The sequence below is a fragment of the Vibrio pomeroyi genome, assembly GCF_024347595.1.
Lineage (GTDB): Bacteria > Pseudomonadota > Gammaproteobacteria > Enterobacterales > Vibrionaceae > Vibrio > Vibrio pomeroyi.
Genome location: NZ_AP025506.1, coordinates 2072032 through 2091035, shown reverse-complemented (window position 1 = coordinate 2091035; position 19004 = coordinate 2072032). Strand labels below are relative to the sequence as shown.

The 19004-nt window shown below is 44.1% G+C and carries 16 protein-coding genes; 6 read left to right on the top strand and 10 right to left on the bottom strand.

Annotated features, from left to right (window positions below; translation table 11 throughout):
- Positions 1 to 307 precede the first annotated feature (307 nt).
- The 9 genes from OCV12_RS09275 to OCV12_RS09235 all read right to left on the bottom strand — a co-directional run bounded on the left by OCV12_RS09275 (position 308) and on the right by OCV12_RS09235 (position 10536).
- On the bottom strand, positions 308 to 1999 hold the full coding sequence (locus tag OCV12_RS09275) for an alkaline phosphatase family protein (RefSeq protein WP_261884472.1): 1692 nt from the start codon (positions 1997 to 1999) through the stop codon (positions 308 to 310).
- Between the two features lie 114 nt (positions 2000 to 2113).
- Positions 2114 to 2491, bottom strand: coding sequence for a hypothetical protein (locus tag OCV12_RS09270; protein WP_176681064.1), 378 nt, complete (start codon positions 2489 to 2491; stop codon positions 2114 to 2116).
- 100 nt (positions 2492 to 2591) lie between these two features.
- A complete protein-coding gene (locus OCV12_RS09265; RefSeq protein ID WP_261884471.1) occupies positions 2592 to 3899 on the bottom strand; it encodes a BatD family protein in 1308 nt (435 codons plus the stop codon).
- Positions 3899 to 5482, bottom strand: coding sequence for a vWA domain-containing protein (locus OCV12_RS09260; RefSeq protein ID WP_261884470.1), 1584 nt, complete (start codon positions 5480 to 5482; stop codon positions 3899 to 3901). Before OCV12_RS09260 ends, OCV12_RS09265 begins: the two co-directional genes overlap by 1 nt.
- Positions 5475 to 6470, bottom strand: coding sequence for a VWA domain-containing protein (locus tag OCV12_RS09255; protein ID WP_261884469.1), 996 nt, complete (start codon positions 6468 to 6470; stop codon positions 5475 to 5477). The genes OCV12_RS09260 and OCV12_RS09255 overlap by 8 nt, the downstream gene beginning before the upstream one ends.
- Complete coding sequence (locus OCV12_RS09250; RefSeq protein WP_261884468.1) at positions 6464 to 6940, bottom strand: DUF4381 domain-containing protein; 477 nt, start codon at positions 6938 to 6940, stop codon at positions 6464 to 6466. Before OCV12_RS09250 ends, OCV12_RS09255 begins: the two co-directional genes overlap by 7 nt.
- A 7-nt stretch (positions 6941 to 6947) precedes the next feature.
- Positions 6948 to 7862, bottom strand: a complete 915-nt coding sequence (locus OCV12_RS09245; RefSeq protein WP_261884467.1) for a DUF58 domain-containing protein — start codon at positions 7860 to 7862, stop codon at positions 6948 to 6950.
- 15 nt (positions 7863 to 7877) lie between these two features.
- Positions 7878 to 8837 (bottom strand): AAA family ATPase, encoded by a 960-nt coding sequence (locus tag OCV12_RS09240; RefSeq protein WP_261884466.1) that lies wholly within the window; start codon positions 8835 to 8837, stop codon positions 7878 to 7880.
- Between the two features lie 175 nt (positions 8838 to 9012).
- Positions 9013 to 10536 carry an arylsulfatase gene (locus OCV12_RS09235; RefSeq protein ID WP_261884465.1) on the bottom strand — a complete coding sequence of 508 codons (1524 nt, stop codon included), beginning with the start codon at positions 10534 to 10536 and terminating at the stop codon, positions 9013 to 9015.
- 151 nt (positions 10537 to 10687) lie between these two features.
- On the opposite strand from OCV12_RS09235, the gene OCV12_RS09230 reads away from it, so the two are divergent.
- From OCV12_RS09230 to OCV12_RS09205, 6 genes are all read left to right on the top strand, one after another.
- Positions 10688 to 11878, top strand: a complete 1191-nt coding sequence (locus tag OCV12_RS09230) for a GAF domain-containing sensor histidine kinase (RefSeq protein WP_176681072.1) — start codon at positions 10688 to 10690, stop codon at positions 11876 to 11878.
- Positions 11879 to 12472 carry a response regulator gene (locus OCV12_RS09225; RefSeq protein ID WP_176681073.1) on the top strand — a complete coding sequence of 198 codons (594 nt, stop codon included), beginning with the start codon at positions 11879 to 11881 and terminating at the stop codon, positions 12470 to 12472.
- 108 nt (positions 12473 to 12580) lie between these two features.
- Complete coding sequence (locus tag OCV12_RS09220; protein WP_261884464.1) at positions 12581 to 13768, top strand: anaerobic sulfatase maturase; 1188 nt, start codon at positions 12581 to 12583, stop codon at positions 13766 to 13768.
- 43 nt (positions 13769 to 13811) lie between these two features.
- A complete protein-coding gene (locus tag OCV12_RS09215; protein WP_261884463.1) occupies positions 13812 to 15296 on the top strand; it encodes a catalase in 1485 nt (494 codons plus the stop codon).
- 126 nt (positions 15297 to 15422) lie between these two features.
- The gene (locus tag OCV12_RS09210; protein ID WP_176681076.1) at positions 15423 to 15935 is read left to right on the top strand and encodes a magnesium transporter; all 513 of its coding nucleotides are present in this window, start codon (positions 15423 to 15425) and stop codon (positions 15933 to 15935) included.
- A gap of 1 nt (position 15936) precedes the next feature.
- Entirely contained in the window at positions 15937 to 16968 is a 1032-nt protein-coding gene (locus OCV12_RS09205; RefSeq protein WP_239848498.1) for an HlyD family secretion protein, read from the top strand.
- 394 nt (positions 16969 to 17362) lie between these two features.
- Here OCV12_RS09205 and OCV12_RS09200 read toward each other — a convergent pair whose 3' ends face one another.
- The gene (locus OCV12_RS09200; protein ID WP_261884462.1) at positions 17363 to 18835 is read right to left on the bottom strand and encodes a carboxypeptidase M32; all 1473 of its coding nucleotides are present in this window, start codon (positions 18833 to 18835) and stop codon (positions 17363 to 17365) included.
- Between the last annotated feature and the right edge of the window lie 169 nt (positions 18836 to 19004).

Here is a 19004-nt window from a genome sequence, read left to right as displayed (position 1 = left end):
GAGAGGCAGTAGAGAACATGATTTTAAATATTTGAAAAAAGCATATTGTCTGAAGACCCGCATACTTGTCAGTGATCTGCACCATCAATACTGGACGCTACGTTAAGCGACTTTCCATACCTTTAGTTATCTCTGAATTGTTAATTTAGGGGAAGCTGTAGCTCATTCATGCCCCATTGTGCGCCAGAGCAAGATTGAACCTGACTTTAAGTTGTACAATTTGACTTGTTTTTTCTAATGACAAATTCTCTAGCCATGTGGCCAGGCTTTCTTATCCGCTACGTATCTCATAACTGAAACTTATGGGTTAAGGAACGACCTCTGTGAGTACGCTTCCTGTCGAACCTGACGGAAAGTTGATTTCCATAAATTGAGAGATAGTTGGCGCGATATCATAAGGGGTGACTTCCCGGTGAACTTTAGCACCTTTGATATCCATTCCTGCAAAAAAGATAGGAACGAAAGTATCATAGCGCCATGGAGACCCGTGAACTGAAGCTACTTTCAAACCATCAAAGTTGTTGATGTAAACATTTGGGTTGTAAACCACATAGATATCTCCAGAACGAGTGGGGTGATGGTTGTTAGCCACTAGTCGATTAATACGCGTATCTGAAAGTTGACCTTTCATAATATCTGTCGCTGTAATTGTTTGATTAATACCATCGATGTTTTCTAATGCGCGGGCGATAGCAGTCTGAACCTCTGACACTTTATAGCCTTTTGATTCAATCAGTTCATGGTTCAGGTATAGGTAGGGATCGGCATATTGGCGAACAACATCCTCACCTAATCCAAAACGCTTCTTTACCACTTCAAAAACGCCTGACTGTTTCATTTTTTCAATGCCAAAATAGTCAGCTTTATTCCCACCTAACGCATTCACGTAGCCCGGGACGTCAGGGGCTCCGTGATCTGCTGACAACACTATAAGTGTGTTATCAAGCCCAACCGTTTTGTCCACATGAGCGAATAGATCCTCTAATGTGCGGTCAAGACGTATTAGGTTGTCTTCTGCCTCGATACTAGAAGGGCCATACATATGGATGACATAATCAGTCGCTGAGAAACTAACCGAAAGGTAATCGGGGTATTCACCTTGACCTAAACTTTCTGAGTCAATGACAGATTTTGCAAAATCTGCAACGATCTCATCGCCTGCTGGGCTTACGCTCAATAGTGTAGTGAAGTATGGGTAGTTAGCTGGACCATAAGGGTGAGGGAAGCTACGACTAAAACTGGCTAAGTCAATTTTATATTCGACATCACCATCATCAGAAAATAGATACTTTTCTTGGGGTAGAGTGAGTTCCCATCGCTTACCGCTGTACTGTTGAGTAAAATCCTTGGCATTCCACTCGTTAACCCAAGCTGGGTTCTTGTCGTAGTAATAATCACTCGTTACAAATGCGCCGGCAGATTTAGAGAACCAAAAAGCTTTGCCTAATTCACCGCCTAAAGACACAGCCCCTCTGTCTTTAAAAGAGACAGAAAAGGCGCGAGACTTACCATGATAGGCTTTAACAATTTCGTCTCCAATTGTAGAAGTGTGGATATTTAACGGTGACCGACCATCGCCTTGTGCTGCGCGTTGGGTAGAATCGATCTCTGTTGATTGATCGATGTCAGCATCGATTGCCAATAAGTTGTAGTTAGTATCCTCGATATTGTACACCACACGTTCTTGAGCTCGGTCGTACCATACATTACCAATCATGCCGTTTACTGCGGGAGGTGCGCCTGTAGCAAGGGCTGCGTGTCCTACAATCGTTTCTGTGTTCGCATGTTGGTAGTGTGCATTCGTATAGTGAACGCCCTCATCTAAGAGCAGCCTAAAACCACCTTCACCAAAATTGTGTTTAAATCGATTGGGTAAGTCACCACGCAGCGCGTCAACGGTAAGCTGCAGAATGAGTTTTGGCTGGGTTTCGTTTGCGATGACAGCACCTGAAGAAAATAACATGCTGAGTGCAAGGGTACTAACGACAAGGTTCTTCATATTGTTAATCCAGTTTTCGATATGGTTACGCTCCAAAACGAGCTTTTCTCTCTACGTTCAGATTCATCACTGCATGCTGTAATCGTGTCCAATCACTAACTGCTTTGGTGCATTCTAAGTATCATGACGAATGTAGTCTTTGGCTAGATCTTCCGAGCGGGTACTGGTGATCCAACATTTTACTTCCTCGATCTTGCCATCGTCTTCTCGTGTATACATATCAGACACAGAAAAAGGCGGAATCACAGCGATAGAATCGATTGCAACGGCTTGTTCTTTTTCATCAAACGCGATGCAACGAACTTTGACGGCTTCTGCGTAGGAGACTTTAATTCGCCAATGAGTATCTGAGAGTGGTTGAATTTCATCCCCAGTAATAACGAATGGTTTGTTTGGCCGCTTTTCTTCTGCTTCAGGCGTAGCGGTATCTTTTGCAAGTGCATTCGTGCAGGTTAATGCGGCAAAAAAAAATAGGATTTTGTTAAATTTCATATTAACAACTCTTTGTGGTTGACCGTGTAAGTAACTCAAACATTACATTGATTACTAAAAGAGATTAACTAGGACTTTCCCTAGTCCTAGCTTTACGAATTTACGCAGGATTGATCGGCTTTAATCGGTACTTTACTCGCCATTGTTGTCTGACTTCATTCGTTAACACCCAAACAACTATGTAGCGTTTTAAATGCCACTGACCTTGTTTGTTAGTACGGATGCCATTTTTCAGTGTTGGGTAATGGTTTAGGTCATAAATTCCATGATATGAAAACCATTGATAAAGTGCTTGGCTGGCACATTTTTTTGTCCCTACAGCAACCCAAAAAATGGTTATTAAGCGTTTTACAAAAGAAGAGTGAAGGGCAGTTTGATTCTGCACTTTTAACACTTTCCATAAGTGAGAAAACTTAAAACGTAAACGCCATAAGCCAAGCACAACTAACAACCCTAAAATGAGTGTTTTACGTTGTTCTTCCAACCACAGCTTTATATTTGAACTCCATAGCTCAATACGCTGATCTAAAGGCAAAGGTGGTGCAGAGTTGACCTCCACCGTTATGGCTGGCAGCGAAATTTTCTCTACTTTACGTTTTGTTGTGTTCCACCACTGGAATGACAGTTCAGGTAGGGTGTATTGCCCTTTGTGAACAAATCGATAGTGAATATCTGTAATGCGTGTGCCAGTCATATCTGCGCGGAATGTTTGGGTTGTCGTTTGGCTATTGCCAGTACGAATTTCAACGTCTTCAATCTGGTTAATCAATGGCAGTTCTGAAATATAGTGCCCTGGCAAATCAGCAACATTGAGAGAGACTGAACGGGTTACCGCGCCGCCTTCAGTGATCTCTACGTCACTGACAGTTTGCTCTACTGTGACGTTAGGAGAGGCAATCTTACCTTTCGCAGCCTCAGGAAGTGCTTTTACCGTGATCTTCAATGGCTGTGTTGGAATAGTAACCACGTTGTCACTACGGCCAAGGGTGATGTTGATACCTGGTAAAGTGAACTCTCCAGGTTTAGCTGGAAATAGTTCTAACTTTAATGCTGCTTTTTCAACACGTTTGCCGTTTTCTGTTGGCCTAGTGTATTGCCAAAATGTGGTGGTTTGCTCAAAAAAGAGATCTTTGGCTGAAATCGTTTCAACGTTGATGACATCAGTAATGGCTGCGTCACTGAGAAGTTCTAGGAAAACGGTATGGCGTTGCCTCTCTGTAAAGGTTTCACTACCTAGAGCCCAGCGGGCATGGTACTGCGTATTCACTGTGTTTGGCGGTTGAGAAGATGCAAGCGACAGTGGATCATTTGTAGAGATGGATGCTTGAGCACTTAAACTTGCCATGAGTATCATGCCAAAAGCGATGGCGGTCCCTATATCATCGATGAAACGTTTGAACGTGCCCATTACTTCACCTCCTGTTGGGTGTGCTCGCCGACCAAAACGGGTTTGTCTATTTGCTGCAGTTGAATAGAGAACTTATTGCGAAGGAACACTTCAGGGTTGGATTTAACTTGCTCCAGCCAAATTTTAGTCAAATGCTCTTCTGCCATTAAATCTGCACTGTTGATGACTTCAATTTTGTCTTCAGGTTCTTCAATTCCCATATCTTCTTCTAGTGTGGAAATGACATCGGCAGTCATGTCCTCTCCGGCGGTGCCTTGGCCTTGCGCACGATCAGCCATGAGGTCGAAAATCTCTTCAAGCAAATCAAGGTTGTGAAGTGCTTGTGGGTGCTGTGGGTCTAATTCTAATACTTGTTCAAACCAACGCTCTGATGAACGAAAACGGTCAATATGCAAATAAGCAAGAGCCACTTTGTAGCGTTTTTCGAGAGAGTCCGGCTGATTGTTGAGCATGGTCAGCGCCCATTCCCACTGCTGATTGCGCATGAGGGATTCAATTTTCCAATCAGGATCGATGAAGGCTTGTGCAGCACATGCATAATTGCCTTGGTTATAAAACCATTGTCCTTGCTGATCTGGCGTGAGGAAGAGCCTCATTGACAGTGAATCACACGTGGTGAGATCAGTCGACGACTTTGCTAAAGCCGGGCTTGGTTGAAAGGCACTGAGAGCAACAATACTGATCAATACGCTAGGAACCCAACGGATACTCCAGCCTCGGCGAAACCAAAGTAAACTAAACAGCAGAGCAGGGAAGACGAGATAAAATCCGGCTTCTTGCCATTGTATATCTTCATCCATTGGATCAAAGTAACTGAAGCTGTCTATCCATCGGCTAATACTTTGAACGTCGCTATGGTCAGGAGTACTTTGAATTAGACGGACATCCGAGGGAGAACCGACAGTTTCGTTGTAACCAAATTTCCAAACGATCATTTGATCACGGTAGGTACGTTCATAATTCTCTATGGCTTGAGCAGCACTGTTATCGAGGCTGTCTGTTACAACGACAATGCTTGCTGGGATGCTACTCTCTGTCTGTTGCTGGGCAATCTGATCCAAGACAGCTGGCAGGTTTTTCCCTTGTCTAGGGACGAGGTTTGTTGATAAAGAAGAAAGATACAGTTCAAGCACTTCCCGATCCTCTGTCGGTGGAATGAGCATATGAGCGCTGCCAGCATAGACATACGCACCAATAATCCCATCAGATTTGTATTCTAATAGGTCGGATAACTTCAATTTGGCATTTTCAAGGCGACTTGGTGCAATATCGGACTCACCCATTGAACGTGATAAATCAACCACAAATAGAATCGGCGAATGGTTTTTTGCGTGGGTATCAGGTTCTGGCTGCCATGTTGGACCTGCCACAATGATAGTCAGCAGACCTAGGAAAAGTGGTAGCAAGTTCTGAGGAGAAAACCAACGCGTTTGGCTTTCTCCTGCATTGAGAAATGGCAACAGGTGAGCGGCGATAGGAAGCCGTTCACTGTTGTCTACTTTTCTCTTGAGGACATAGACCAAAATGCCTAAAGGAATGGCTAACAAAAGTAACCATGGTCGAATGAAATGAAATTCAGCCATTTTTGTCTCCTTTATTCGTATTACTTTGCCCGCGAAGTGCAGCAACAACTAATGTCAGTAGGTTGAGGAATAAACTGACAATAAGTGGCCAGTAATAGAGTTCGACTTTTGGCCGTATGGTGTAACTATCAAAAAGCGTTGCTTCGAGCTCGTTTAGTGCGCTATATACTTCAACTAAATCTTGCCCATTGAGCGCTTCAAATACCTGGCCGCCAGTGTAATTGGCAATACGCTCTAACATTTCTAAGTCGATGCTATCCTCACCAACGTTGGTTGCGTCGCCAATGGCAATGGGGTAGATAGTAATGTCGTTTTCACCCGCAAAATGGGCTGCGTCAATGGGAGGGTAGTTGCTGGTGGTATCACGGCCATCCGTCATGAGGATCAATACTTTGTTGGCACTGTTTGAATGTTCGAAGTGATTGACGGCCACACCAATCGCATCACCGAGGGCGGTTCCCGCTCCTGCCATTCGTACGTCCATTTCATTGAGTAGCTGAGCAATAATAGCGAAGTCATCAGTAAATGGGGCTTGTAGGTAGGCGTCATCGCCAAATGCAATCAAGCCGATTCGATCACCTTCGCGTTGTGATAAAAATTCGTCCAACAGTAACTTAACGCCATCGACGCGGCGAACGTTGATACCGTCTGCATCGACAAAATCGCGAGCCTCCATAGATCCGGAAAGATCGACGGCCACCATCATTTCACGACCACTTTTTTCTATTGAAACGGGCTCACCTAGCCAAACAGGTTTTGTTGCAGCGATAACCAAACTTAGGTATGTCACCACAATAAGAAGACGTTGCCACCAAATAGGTGACATCACCACAGCGCCAGAAGTTGGTTTAGAACCTGTGACTTTAACTAACTTATCGAAGTGACTAAAACGCAGTGCGGTCTGACGAGTGAAGTGTTTGGGACTCAGAAAAATCACTAAAGGTAGCAAAATCAGCAGACTGAATAGAGGATAAGTGAGGGTTAACATGTCACCTCCTTAAACCAACGTCTGATCGCTTGTCGCTCGAGATCTGTAAGAGTGGGTGATGCGCGATAGCTGCTTTCCATTAATTGAGAGACCTGCACTGAATGTAGTTTGGTAGCACTGCTTTGACATATGAATTGAGCAAACTCCTGGTTGGTCATTGTGCCGATATCGGACTTAGGCCAGTGTTGATGTGCTAGCTGCTTCATTAACTGCGCAATAGCGGCAATGTTCTGTTGGTGTTCGTATTTCTGAAACAACGCCCAAGCTTCGCGTAAGTAGGTACGCTTAAGATATTGGTGATAACGATGAGCAATATAGCCAAATACCACAACGATGCTTGTGAGCCCAATGAACAGCCACGTGATCGTTTGTGGATACCACGAAATAGCTTGAGGCGGAGAAATCCATTCCGCTCGCTTTACTAGATGACTACCAAACTCGACAATTTGGCCTTGTGTAAAATTACCCATAAAATGCCTATTGTTTGGTCAGTGAAAGTAATTGTGTCCAAGCATCCTGCTGAGTCGTCATATCAAGCAATGCCAAACGATGGCGTATAAAGTGCTCTGATAGCGATTGTTTTTGCTCTTGGACGTACTGTTCATAACGAGCTCTGATAGGTCGATCGCTTTTCTTCAGTTCGACTTGATAGCTTTCATTGCCCATGACTAGATTCTGCTTAGGGAATTGTTCTTCCAGCGGATCGGTAATTCGGATGCCCACTAGACTATTTTGACGAGCTAACTTATCAATCATTACGCTTGAATCTCGTTGGTCGTAGTCGCTGAAGTCACTAAAAATAAAACACTGGCTCTCTTTTAATCCAAGATCGACTAAGTGCTTTAATGCGTCTTCTAAATTGGGGGCCTTTTTAGACACTATCCAATTTGGGAGTTTGTTTGATTGATCTATGATCGCAGATAAAAGAGCCATGAGCGCTTTTTCCCCGCGTCGAAATGGTAACGTGACTATGTCACTGTCGGTAAGAATGACAGCGCCTACGCGATCGCCATGATGACAAGCTGCGCCCGCAGCAATTGCTGCAGCTTCACAAGCAATGGCAGATTTCATGTGGCCATCGGACGCAAAAAACATACGAGTTCTAAGATCGATGAGCAGAGCGATATTCTTATCGTTTTCCTCAGCGTAAACTCGTAAATAGGGTTGACCCGTTCGTTGTGTTACTTTCCAGTCAATACAGCGAACATCATCACCTGCGTAGTAGTGACGAAGTTCGACAAAATCCAACCCTCTGCCACGTTGTTGACTGCGATGCTTACCAGTAAGAGGAGTCAACTTTTGGTAAGGGGGTTGCCACGAAATCTTACGCCCTAGCAAGGTTAGCTCTGCAAGCCTTTCTGAAGTCGGATAGATACGAAGATCGACGGTCATAAAGCCTCCTCGCGATTAAGAAAATGCAACGCAATTTAGAAGTTGATCGATGACTTGCTCAGCATCTACTCCTTGATTTTGAGAAGTAAAACTCAATACCAAGCGGTGGCGAAGTACTGAATGGGCCACCGCTCTTACGTTGTCCGGCGTCACGTAATCTTGACCGTTTAACCATGCGTGAGCACGTGAACATTTGTCTAACGCGATAGTTGCACGAGGGCTAGCCCCCAACTCAATCCACTGGCTAAGCTGTTCGTCACACTTGTCTGGGTAGCGAGTCGCATCGATTAGGTCGACAATGTATTGATCTACATGTTCGGCGACATGAATATTATCAATATGACGGCGTGCCTCTAGCACTTGTTCGATGGTCATGAGCGGTTCGCTCCTAGTGGAGTCTTGGTTCTCAATCCGCAAGAGTTTGAGCATGTTTTTTTCAGCGTCTTTGCTTGGATAATCAATCAAGATCTGCATTAAGAAACGATCCATCTGCGCTTCAGGCAGTGGGTAGGTACCTTCTTGTTCAACTGGGTTTTGTGTGGCGAGAACCATGAACAGTTCTGGTAATTTGTGTGTTTCTCCTGCTATCGAAACTTGTTTTTCTGCCATCGCTTCAAGCAGTGCTGATTGCACCTTAGCTGGAGCTCGGTTGATTTCATCGGCCAGCAAAAGGTGAGTAAATACAGGACCTTTTTTGAATGTCAGCGATTGAGTATTACTTTCGTAAACTTCGCTACCCGTGATGTCAGCAGGAAGCATATCCGGTGTGAACTGAATGCGGTTTAGATCGGAATCTAATTGGCTAGCCATTACGCTTACACTGCGGGTTTTAGCGAGACCAGGTAAACCTTGGAGAAGAACATGACCGTTGGCAAGCAGAGCGATGACTAACTGCTCAACAGGCTTTTCCTGGCCAAGCACGCGCAAATTAATTTTCTCTTGTAACGTAATAAAGTGGTTGTTTTGTACGCTCACGCTATCTCCTTGGGGGCGTAGTTTAGCCCGAAGGCTGAAGTAGAACTATTCAAAGCTGTTAGAGTAATAACTGTGAAGGTGGTGATGAACTAGGAGTATTACTAAACGAGCTTCAGAACGAGAAAAGGTGCGCATTAAGCGCACCTTTGTTTATGTACCCAATGATTGAGGAGGTTTATTCCTCGCGATAAGGTAGAGAAGACAGCACTCGGTCTAAGTTGAATGCAGTTGGCTCCTGACGCAGTGGGAATTCGTTAAACGTCTGTAGTAGGCCTGCCACTTCAACTTGGATTGGAACGAAGTGGAACATACGTTCTGCGTACCAACGTAGGTACATCCCTGAGTGTTCTGGCGCTTCCTCATATGGGTCTGCACGTAGGTCAACCAGTTCTGGCCAAGTAGAGGCTAGACGTGGAGCGAACCAGCTCTCTTCTGTTGGATGGATAAAGGTTGCTTTGATCTTACCAACGCGAACCGCTTCTAAGTTACCTGTTTCAGCAAAGTAGAAAATCTCGTTACGTTCAGTGTCTTCGTTGTTGAACCACGCGTTAGTATGGTCGTAGCCATCAATGTAAACGTCATGTTTTGTCTTGAACGACTCTTGAACATCTTTAACACCAGCAATTGTTGCTAGAGTAGTAAACAAGTCTTCATGAGACTGGATACCGTTGTTACGAGCACCTTCAGGGATGTGACCGGGCCAGCTAACCATGAATGGTACACGCACACCACCTTCAGACGTCAGGCCTTTCTCACCTTTAAACGGTGTGTTACCGCCATCTGGCCAAGACATCTTCTCTGCACCGTTGTCGGTAGTGAAGATGATAACTGTGTTGTCACGTTGACCGGTTTCCTCTAGCTTTTCTAGAATCTCACCCACGTAGTGGTCTAGTTCAGCCATACCATCTGCGTACAGACCGTAGCCAGTTTTACCTTGCCACTCTTCGCTTAGGTGAGTCCATACGTGCATTCGAGATGGGTTATACCACATGAAGAATGGGTCATCGGTCTTGGCAAAGTCCTCTAGGTAATCCAGAGCCATGTCCGTTAGTTCACGGTCGATGGTCTCCATGCGCTTCTTAGTGAGAGGTCCTGCCGACTCAGTTGGGCCATCGGCTGTGCCCGTGACAATACCACGAGGGCCGAAGCGTTCGAAAAACTCTGGATCTTGTGGGTAATCCGGGTGTTCTGGCTCTTCTTCAGCGTTTAGGTGGTAGAGGTTGCCATAGAAGAAATCAAAACCGCGGCGGTGAGGCATCATGTGCTCACGGTCACCAAGGTGATTTTTACCAAGTTGTACATTGAAGTAACCTTGCTCTTTAAGCACTTCAGCCAGCGTTGGATCATCTTGGTGAATACCGACCGGAGAGCCTGGCAGGCCCACATTTAGAAGACCTGTACGAACAGGAAGTTGGCCAGTTAGGAATGCTGCACGACCAGCAGTTGAGCTTGGTTGACCATAGTGGTCAGTGAAAAGCATGCCTTCATTTGCGATACGGTCGATGTTTGGCGTTTTGTAGCCCATCATGCCCAGGTTGTAGGCAGAGGTGTTTGACCAACCTATGTCATCGGCCATGATGACGAGTATATTTGGTTTCTCTGAAGTGTTTTTTGCTATTGCTGGTGCTGCAGCAACGGTAGCTAATGCAGCAGTGCTGAGCACGGTTTTCTTTAGTAAGCTTTTAGAAAGGGTTTTCATAAGATGCTCCTGAAATAAGATGAGCACAGTATGTTTTTTTTCCAAAATGAACTGAACTAGGACAATTCCTAAACGAATTGAAGTTGAGCTACTTACTTAAAATACTACTAGGTATTTTGGGTGTTGCTGTTTATGGTAATGAAGTTCATTAATGAAAAGAGGTTTACAAATGCTATCTGATTCAATCACTTCAGCATTAATATCCATGTCTAGTCGGTTATTAAATTCTCCAACAGCACAAATGGAAGAAACCATCATAGAGACGCTACATGAATGTCGAATTGCTTTAAAAGTCGACCGTATATCATGCTTGCCTATTGAACAAACCAGAATACGTGACTGGCGATTTTATGAGGCTGCGGGAGAAGGCGTTCCCAGAGTCAAATCTCAACTTCCGGAATCCTTGGTTTTAGAATATCGTCGGCATATCCAAGCGGGAGTTGTTGTATCAAGTGAGGAATCACCAGAACTGCTTGAGCTCGCTAGTCACTTACAGGATGAAAATCCGCTGCGTCATATATTGGTTCCAATAACTGCTATGGGGAAACCATGGGGCTTATTGGCCTGTGCAAATTTTAGTGAGGTAGACGGCTATTCAGAAGAGTTTATAAACGCGGCGACAGTGCTGGGTAATATGATTGCATCCAGTATTGAGCGTGTACGTCATTATGAGCAGCTAATAAAAAGCCGCCAAGATGTAGTTGAGAGAAACAAACGCATCATTGGAGAACGAGAAAGAGAACGACAGAATATTGCGCGCGATTTACATGATGATTTCAGCCAACGCCTTGCTTCTTTAGGGATCGAGCTCAGTCTTGTCTCTAGTATTTGTGATGAAACCACAAGACCTGCGCTAATGAAGTGCGCCAATGAACTCGCATCAATCACCAAAGATGTTCAGCATCTGTCTCGTCATTTGCACCCAGTGGTCATAGAAAGAGTAGGGCTTAATGCCGCTATCCAATCTCATGCTGAACAAGTAGCCGAACGCTCAGGGTTGTACTTATCGATTGAGCTTGATGACGATACTTCTTTTAACAATGATGTTTCATTGCATGTCTATCGCATTATCCAAGAAGCGTTATCCAACATTGTGAAACACGCAAATGCTTCTGCAGTAACAATCACGTTAAAGCCATATAGCTGCGGGCGCGTAGAATTGTCGATTCGAGACGACGGTATCGGAATCGATCAAGAGCAAACATATACTCAATCTCCTTCGCTAGGTCTTCAATCTATGATTGAACGCGGAGAATTGATTGGTGGAGAATTGGTTATTAAACGTAATGATCCAAAAGCAGGAACTACAGTTAAATTATCCATAAAAACAAGTGAGGTATAAATGGCAACCGTTGTAATTGCAGATGACCACCAGATAGTCAGTGAAGGTATTGCCCGCTTAGTGGACTTAACCCACCAAGTTGTCGGGATTAGCGTTGACGCAACAGAGCTACTTCAGCTTGTTAAGCAACATCAGCCCGACTTAATTATTACCGATATTTCTATGCCTGGTATGCAGCTAAACACTACGCTTTCACTGCTTAAGCGAACTTCGCCAAACAGTAAACTTGTTTGCTTATCTATGCATGATGAACCAGAGATCGTTAAGGCTGCATATCAATATGGTGCTGACGGGTATGTACTGAAACATCAAGCCGGTTTTGAGCTAGCAGCGACGATGAAAAATGTACTCGCCGGAGAACGCTACATACCAGATGAGTTGAAAAGCATTATTGAGCAAAAGACGGATTTGACCGCCAGACAAGTTGATATCCTTAAACTATTAGCTCAAGGTTTTTCTGCGAAGAAAGTGGCTTTGGAGCTTAATATTTCTTCTAAAACGGTCGAATACCACAAATACAAGATGATCGAACAACTTGAACTTGCTAGTGCATCTGAGCTTATTGCTTGGGCTCACAGTCGAAAGTTCATCTAACTTACCCGCCACCTCTCTAATCCATATCTCCTCCCGTTAGGAAATGTCCTAGTGGTCTAATTTAGGCCGCCTAAGGATAATTATCCTAAATCCAACAGGAGCGCAGATATGACGATGACATCACCACACCCATTCCACCTTTTGGTTAAGCCTGTTGGCTCAAAATGTAACTTAGATTGTCACTATTGTTACTACTTGAGAAAAGAAGAGCGTTATCAGTCAGGTGCGACAATGCAGATGTCAGACGCTCTCTTGGAAACATATGTCCAGCAATACATCGCTGCTCAGCCAAAACACATCAAATTTGTTGATTTCAGTTGGCAAGGTGGGGAGCCTGCACTGCGCGGTCTTGAATTTTACGAAAGAGCTGTAGAACTGCAGAAAAAATATGCTCGTTCAGGTATGACGATCTCAAACACATTCCAAAGTAATGGAACTCTGATCAACGAGAAATGGGCGAAATTCTTCAAAAAGAATAATTTCTTGATCGGACTTAGTATTGATGGTGACGAGCTAAATCATGACTTAGGCCGACCTGACGTAAAAGGGAATGGCAGCTACTCACGAGTATTACGTGGCCTCTCCAAGCTGCAAAAACATAAAGTACAGTTCAATACCTTGACCGTTGTGCATAACGACAACGCGCATCTAGGTAAGCAAACCTATCAGACACTCAAAAAATTAGGTTCTAACGTCATTCAGTTTCAGCCTTGCGTTGAGCACTCCCTTGATCGTCGTGGGGAAAAAGACTGGTCTTTGACCCCACATCAGTGGGGGCACTTTTTGTGTGATGTATTCGATGAGTGGCGCAAAGAAGACGTGGGGAAAGTACACATTCAGTTTTTTGAGAACACGCTCGGTATTCTTGCGGGTCAACCAAGTCAAATGTGTTTCCATTCGGAAACTTGTGGCCAACAAATGATGCTAGAACATGATGGCAGTATTTACTCTTGTGACCACTATAGCTATGAAAATCATAAAGTTGGCGATATAGAATCGGTAGATTTAGGCGCTCTAGCATCCTCCTCGAAGCAAGTTGAATTTGGTTTAAACAAGTGGAAGTCACTGCCTAAGCGGTGCCGAGAGTGCGATTTCAGACCAATGTGCAATGGCGGCTGCCCAAAAGAGCGTACTTCTCTTACCGCAGACCTTGAGCCGGGTTTAAATCATTTATGTTTTGGATATAAAAAATTCTTTGTGCACGCAATGCCTTATTTTGCCGCAATGCTAGAGGCAATCAAGCTAGGACACCCGGCTGCAGTTTATCCCATGTTCGTAAAGCGTATTACGGCGTAGTTTTGAGTAAGTGTTAATTTTCAATCATTAAGGAACGAAGTCAATGAAAAATAAACTCACCACAGCAGCAGGTTGTCCTGTTGCACATAACCAAAATGTAATGACTGCGGGTAAACGTGGTCCGATGCTTTTGCAAGATGTCTGGTTTTTGGAAAAGCTTGCACATTTTGACCGTGAAGTGATTCCTGAACGTCGAATGCATGCGAAAGGTTCTGGGGCTTATGGCAAATTCACAGTGACTAACGATATTACCAAGTATTCGAAGGCGTCAATTTTCTCTGAAATTGGCAAAACAACCGAACTGTTTGCTCGCTTTACAACGGTTGCAGGCGAGAGAGGAGCTGCAGACGCTGAGCGTGATATTCGTGGTTTCGCACTTAAGTTCTATACAGAAGAGGGAAACTGGGACTTAGTGGGTAACAACACTCCGGTATTCTTTTTACGAGATCCACTCAAGTTTCCGGACTTGAATCACGCGGTAAAGCGCGATCCGCGCACTAATATGCGCAGCGCCGAAAATAATTGGGACTTTTGGACGTCACTTCCTGAAGCATTCCATCAAGTGACGATTGTGATGAGTGATCGAGGTCTTCCAGCAACGTACCGTCATATGAATGGTTACGGTAGCCATACCTTCAGTATGATCAATTCAGACAACGAACGTGTTTGGGTGAAGTTCCACTTCAAAACACAGCAGGGAATCAAGAACCTGACGGATCAAGAAGCAGAGACACTGATTGGTCAAGACCGAGAAAGCCATCATCGTGATCTCTACGATAGCATCGAAAATGGAGAGTTCCCGAAATGGACGATGCAAATCCAAGTGATGACAGAGAAAGAAGCGAACGACGTTGAGTTCAACCCATTTGATCTAACAAAAGTATGGCCTCATGCGCGTTTTCCGTTGATTGAAGTCGGGGAGCTTGAGCTCAACCGCAATCCAGAAAACTTCTTTGCAGAAGTTGAGCAATCAGCATTTAACCCTGCCGCTATCGTACCCGGAATTGGATTCTCTCCAGACCGAATGTTGCAAGGTCGTTTATTTGCTTACGGTGATGCGCAGCGTTACCGTTTGGGCGTTAATCATCATCAAATTCCAGTGAATGCGCCACGTTGCCCTGTGCATAGCTACCATCGTGATGGTGCGATGCGTGTTGACGGCAACTTTGGTTCAACCAAAGGCTATGAGCCGAACCAGTATGGAGAATGGGCACAGCAATCAGAGCATGCTGAACCTGCGCTAGAACTAGAGGGCGAAGTGAACCATTGGGATCATCGTGAAGACACGGATTACTTCACTCAAGCAGGCAATTTGTTCCGAATTATGACATCGAGTGAACAGAAGAGTCTATTTGAAAATACAGCACGTTCAATTAGCTCTGCCTCTAGGAAAGTGCAACTGAAACATGTTCAACATGCACTTCTCGCCGATCGTAATTACGCGCAAGGCTTAGCGAAATTATTGGGTTTTGAACTCTCCGAGATGGAGGGGGAGCATGTTATTGCTCAAAGTGACGTGGAAGTATGATGGATGGTTTTTTAGTTTCCCGGAATCGTTGGGGTTTACACTTGTTCAGCCGCAATATTTGTGAAGTAATGGTCTAAGGTAAGTCTACAGCGCCTCAAATATGGGGCGCTTACGAAGGTAAAATGTATGTCTCGTAGCAAAGTGAAAAACGATACTAGGGATGGGGTCGAGGAAGCAAACAAAGGCAATAAAATCATCGGGTTCGCAATGTGGTTGATAAAAGCTATTGTGATATTGGCGGTATTAATTGGAAGTTCAATTGGTTTGTCTAAGCTTGGTACTATCCATGGAAAAACTCTTCCTGAGAACTACTTTATTGATGGTTATCCCACTATTTTGAAGCTGCTTGATTCTGAAGTATTTATGGGATTTGTATTTTTTGTAACCGTCGCCATTATTGTGTATGTCCTTTATCTGCTTTGGGAATTGCATGAAATTGCAGTGCATAAGTCCGCGAAAATGTCGAGTGCTCACACACAAATTGTATTTGCTCTTTCACTGTGTGGTCTGTTTATAGATAAAACGTGGTGGGTTTTAGCCATCATCATTGCTTTTGCGCGTTGGGACGTATTAGCCGAAGCGATTTCGTCCATAATTCGAAATGGTCGTACTGTGATCTCTACGAATAAGGAGCAGTAAGATGAAAGAAATAATGCTTCCATATATTCTAGTTTGTTGGATCTTAGTTAAAATAGGTGTCGTTAAATGGACGCTACGTAACGCTACAATCATTGTTGCGATAGGTTTGACGCTCGCGTTTGCTTTGTTTACGGCACACCGATTTTGGTCTCCTGCAGATCTAACCGATAGTACGACAGTGAAAGCGCCACATGCCGTTTTAAGTCCATTAATTGGACAAGAAGTTGAACAAGTTTTCGTGGATCATAATCAGGTAGTCAAAAAAGGCGATTTAATATACACCCTGCGTTCGGTTGACACTGAATCTCAAATGATAGGATTAGACGCAGAGAAGAAGGCGGCAAAAGCTGAAATACTCGCACTCACTCATCAGATTGCTAACGATGAAAAGAACCTTGATCGTTTAACCCAACTTGGTGACTTTTCACAAGAATCAGAACGAGATAACCTACGGACACGTATCGACACTACTAACGCTCAAATTGCGTCAGCCAATGCAAAAATTTTGAGTATTGAGGCTCAGATTGCAACAGCAGAATGGCAAAATGAGCGAAGAGAAGTTCGTGCTCCTTTTGATGGGCAGCTTTCAATCTCGAACATTGTTGATGGTACGCGTGTAGGTAACATGCACTTATACAACACTAATAAGAAATTTGTAGAAATGCGTATTGCTGACCAAACCTATCGCGGACTCAAAGTCGGTCAATTTGCAGAGTTTTATGTGAATGCATACCCAGGTGAGATATTCCGTGGCCGTGTACATAGTTTAACCACTGGTACGGGTGAAGCACGTGTTTCTGTCATGAATGGTTCGCAACATGTACGCCAACACGTTGGGAACAATATGAACGATCATGGCCGAACAATTGTGATTGAATTTGATGAACCAGAGGGATACAACATTCCAATTGGGGCTACTGGTTCCGGATGGGTTTCTGCAACAAAACCTCATCCAATGCTTGGTTTCATGGATATTATCGGTGCAGCAACGGTTAGGCTTAAATCTTACAAAGCTTACTTATCAGCAATTTAACATTACAAATCGACTATAGATGTAGTAGATAAAGGAGTTTAGCCAATCTGTTGTAGATTGGTTAAACTTAGCAGCTTGAATAGCCATCTAACATTCTCTAGTCATCTTTCACGTTGTTTTGGATACTTAACATACACCGTTAAATGTTTAGTGGATAAGAAAGTTTGGCCACTAGATTAAAGGTCTTGCTATAGTTTAAGTCATTCGTTAAATGCTAATTTAGCAACCCGTATAACTTAGTTTTGTCCAATTCCGTTCTAGTAGGTATCAGAATATTCTGTGATTGTTAAGTTCGATGAAGGGATAAATCCTTCAAATCAACCTAAGTATGTTTTGAAAATGTGATTAAAAAGGCTGAATCAATAAACTGATCAGCCTCTATCGATTTATTCCATTAAAGGTAACGGCTTCTCAAGTGATCTTTAAAGTACTGTGCATTCAAGGTTTCACCTGTTGCGCCTTTCACCAAATCATCAGTGGTGAGTAGGCTGCCTTTACTCCAAATATTCGACTCTAACCAAGTGAAGATAGGGGATAGGTCACCGCTTTCAATTACTGAGTTCACATCGATTGTTTTCTTCATTGAAGCCATGAACTGAGCCGCGTACATCGCACCTAGTGTGTAAGACGGGAAGTAGCCGAATGCGCCGTCTGTCCAGTGGATGTCTTGCATACAGCCATTAGTGAAGTTGCCTTGAGTGCTTAAACCAAGGTAAGACTGCATCTTAGTATTCCAAAGTTCAGGGACATCAGTATGTTTGATTTTGCCGTTTATCAGGTCACGTTCAATCTCGTAACGTAAGATAACGTGTGCAGGGTAGGTCAGCTCATCGGCATCAACACGGATGAAGTCTTTCTTCACGCGAGTGTAGATCTTCTGGAAGTTATCTTTCTCAAACTCAGAACCAGAGAACTGTCGTCCAGCTAGATTCGCCAAGTGCCCGATGAACGGATCGCTGCGGCCAACTTGCATCTCGAAGAACAAAGACTGAGATTCATGGATACCCATAGAGCGAGCTTCACCTGCGGGTTGGCCAGCTAGGTGTTTAGGTAAGCCTTGCTCATAACGTGCGTGACCTGTTTCGTGGACGATGCCCATTAAGCTTTGAACGAATTCGGCTTCATCGTAGCGAGTCGTGATACGCACGTCTGACGGTACACCGCCACAGAATGGGTGAACACTTTCATCTAATCGGCCGTGTTCAAAATCGAATTGAAGTAGCTTCATGACTTCTAGGCCAAGTGCTTTCTGTTTCTCTGTCGAGTAGATACCCGATGGCGCGTTAAATTGCTCGCTTGATTGCTTTTCGATCACTTCGTCAATCAGGCTTGGTAGCCAAGTTTTAACGTCTGCAAATAAGATATCCAGTGAAGCAGAACTGGTGCCCGGCTCATAGATGTCCAGCATCGCATCATAAGGAGTTAAGTTAGCAGCATCTGCGCGAATTTGTGCTTCTTCACGTGATAGCTCAACCACTTCACGCCAGTTCTTTTCAAAACCAACCCAGTCGTTTTCTCCACGTTGGCTACGCCACGCATGCTCACACTTTGAACCCGCTAGAGATTTCGCTTCAACCAGTTTTTCTGGAAGTAGGTTAGCTTGTTGCCATTGGCGTTTTATTTCACGAAGTGATGATTGTTGGTCGTTGTTCAGTGCTTCGTTTTCAGCGTCTGCAATCCAATCGCCAAGTTGTGGCTGAGTCATCAAGCCGTGAATATGAACAGAAAGCTCGGCCATCGCTTCACTGCGAGCTTGGTTACCGCCAGCTGGCATCATGGAAGCTTGGTCCCAACCACAAATAGAAGCTAGGTGTTGAAAGCGTGAACATTTTTGAGAGTGTTCGACTAGTTTTTTGAATGCGCTCATTTGACTACTCTTAATTTGGTTTCTTTAAATGACCCATAAGGCTGCATCAGTTTAAGGGGCATCTCGATGTTTAGTACTTTGAAGTTGGTCACTTCACTTTGTTTTTGAGGCTGTTCTTCTCAGTAGAAGATATAGCCTAAACAAGATAGGGCAGTGATATGCCAGTAAT